The following is a 2,062-nucleotide window of genomic DNA, read 5'->3' on the forward strand; positions in this document are numbered from 1 at the left end:
AGTGAAATTTGGGGGCAAAATCTGAAAAAGCGGGGAAAATAAATCAAGGCAAATTCGGCTAAATTTAAAAGCCAAATTTAAAAACGCGGCGAAGGCTCAAATTTAACCCTCGCCGCAAGAAATTATCGGTGCAAATTTACACGCCCAAAGCTCGGCGCACAAAAATCAAATTTATCTAGATAGCTTTAGCAGATATCCGTCCTGCGTCTTTTCGATCTCGTGCTTGTAACTGCCGTCGAGATCAAAAACTACGCGGTAAAATTTACCGTGCGAGCCAAAAAGAGCCGTTTTAAACGCGCCGCAGTCAAGCTCGTCTTTTCTGGTATTTACGTCCGTTTGCGAGGCGAAGTCGATCACGACCTTTGTACCTTTGCTGATCGAGTAGTCCTTTAGCTTCTCGTCGGTCGTGAGGATCTTGATCTGCATCGGATAGATCTCAAATTTCGTCTGCTTATAGACGATTTGCTTTTGCGGTTGTGGCTTTTCAAGCGGCTTTATGACGATGTCTTTTAGCGGCTCTTGTGTTGTCATATTGCGCTCGGTAGTCTTTGGCGCGACGTCTATCGCGGCGGCTTTTGGCTCCTCTTTAGTAACCGAGACGTCGGGCTTTTCTACGACGACGGGTACTGCGATCTTGCTGAGCAAAAACTCGTCCTGCCACGAGATGCTTTTGTTTATATCGACGGTTTTTTCCTTGATACTGCCGTCGAGGCTTTTGTATTTTAGCGTGACGGAGATGAAGTTTCTAGCGTCGGCGGGAAATTTGAAACTCTGCTTCTCAAAAGGCGGCAAATTTTCCACGACGTTGCTGCTAGCCATGCTCGCGTTTACATCGCCCGAGGGCGCAAAAGGATTTTCTCTGCCAAAAGCCAGCCCGCAGGCCAGCGCCAAAAGCCAAATTTTACCGATTTTCATAACTCCCCCGTTTTTAAATTTATAAAGCTAAATTTACCCGCCGCTGCTAGGCTCAAGCTCTTTTAGCTCGAAATACGCCTTTTGCAGCTGGGCGTTTTGTTTTTTTAGCGTTTCGACGTCGCGTTCTAGCTGCGTTTTTTGCTCTTGTAGGCTTAGCATCACGTCTAGCGAGCGCTTGCCAAAGATTATGTTGCCCACGTAGATGCCAAAACATATCACGCAAAACGCTATGAGCGTAAATCTGAGAAAAAGCCTGAAATCAAAAGGCTTTTTCTCGACGTATTCGTCTAGGACTTCGCTCAAATTTGATTTCCCAAAAACTCGTCCGTCTCGCGCTCGATCTCAAGCAGGCGGTTGTATTTGGCGTTGCGTTCGCTTCTTGAGGTCGCGCCCGTTTTGATTTGGCCCGTATTCATCGCGACGGCGAAGTCCGCGATAAAGCTATCCTCGCTCTCGCCGCTTCTGTGGCTCATCACGCAGCGGTAGCCTTTGCGCTGCGCTAGGCGGATCGTCTGCATGGTTTGGCTGACGGTGCCGATTTGATTTGGTTTTATTAGGATCGCGTTAGCTACGCCTTTGGCGATACCTTCGCGCAAAATTTTCTCGTTCGTTACGAAAAGATCGTCGCCCACAAGCTGCACTTTAGAGCCAAGCTTGCTCGTTAGCTTCGCCCAGCCCGTCCAGTCGTCCTCGCTCAGGCCGTCTTCGATCGAAAATATCGGATACTTCTCGCAAAGCTGCGCGTATCGCTCTATCAGCTCTTCGCTGCTAAATTCCTTGCCTTCTAGCTTATATTTGCCGTTTTCGTACAGCTCGCTAGCTGCGACGTCAAGGGCTAGTTTGATCTGCTCGCCTGCTTTGTAGCCCGCTTTTTCGATAGCTTGCATGATGAGTTTGATCGGCTCTTCGTTATCGTTTAAATTTGGCGCAAATCCGCCCTCGTCGCCGACCGCCGTGCTGTGGCCGGCCGCGTTTAGTAGGCCTTTTAGCGTGTGGTAAATTTCAGTCGCCGCTCTCAGCGCGTCGCTAAATTTATCAAATCCGAACGGCATAATCATAAATTCTTGAAAATCCACGCTGTTGTTCGCGTGCGCGCCGCCGTTGATGATATTAAACATCGGCACCGGCAGTACGCTAGCGTTCGCGC

3 protein-coding genes are annotated in these 2,062 nt (G+C 49.0%); all 3 read right to left on the bottom strand.

Annotation, left to right across the window (positions count from 1 at the left end):
- Window positions 1-171: 171 nt before the first annotated feature.
- Window positions 172-915, bottom strand: a complete 744-nt coding sequence (locus Q0314_RS02765; RefSeq protein ID WP_298056235.1) for an AMIN domain-containing protein — start codon at window positions 913-915, stop codon at window positions 172-174.
- 33 nt (window positions 916-948) lie between these two features.
- Window positions 949-1,218 carry a hypothetical protein gene (locus Q0314_RS02770; protein ID WP_002953583.1) on the bottom strand — a complete coding sequence of 90 codons (270 nt, stop codon included), beginning with the start codon at window positions 1,216-1,218 and terminating at the stop codon, window positions 949-951.
- A partial coding sequence (eno, locus tag Q0314_RS02775; RefSeq protein ID WP_298056237.1) for a phosphopyruvate hydratase occupies window positions 1,215-2,062 on the bottom strand: 848 nt, incomplete at its 5' end. The genes Q0314_RS02770 and eno, both read right to left, overlap by 4 nt.

It is taken from the genome of uncultured Campylobacter sp., from assembly GCF_938040115.1.
Lineage (GTDB): Bacteria > Campylobacterota > Campylobacteria > Campylobacterales > Campylobacteraceae > Campylobacter_A.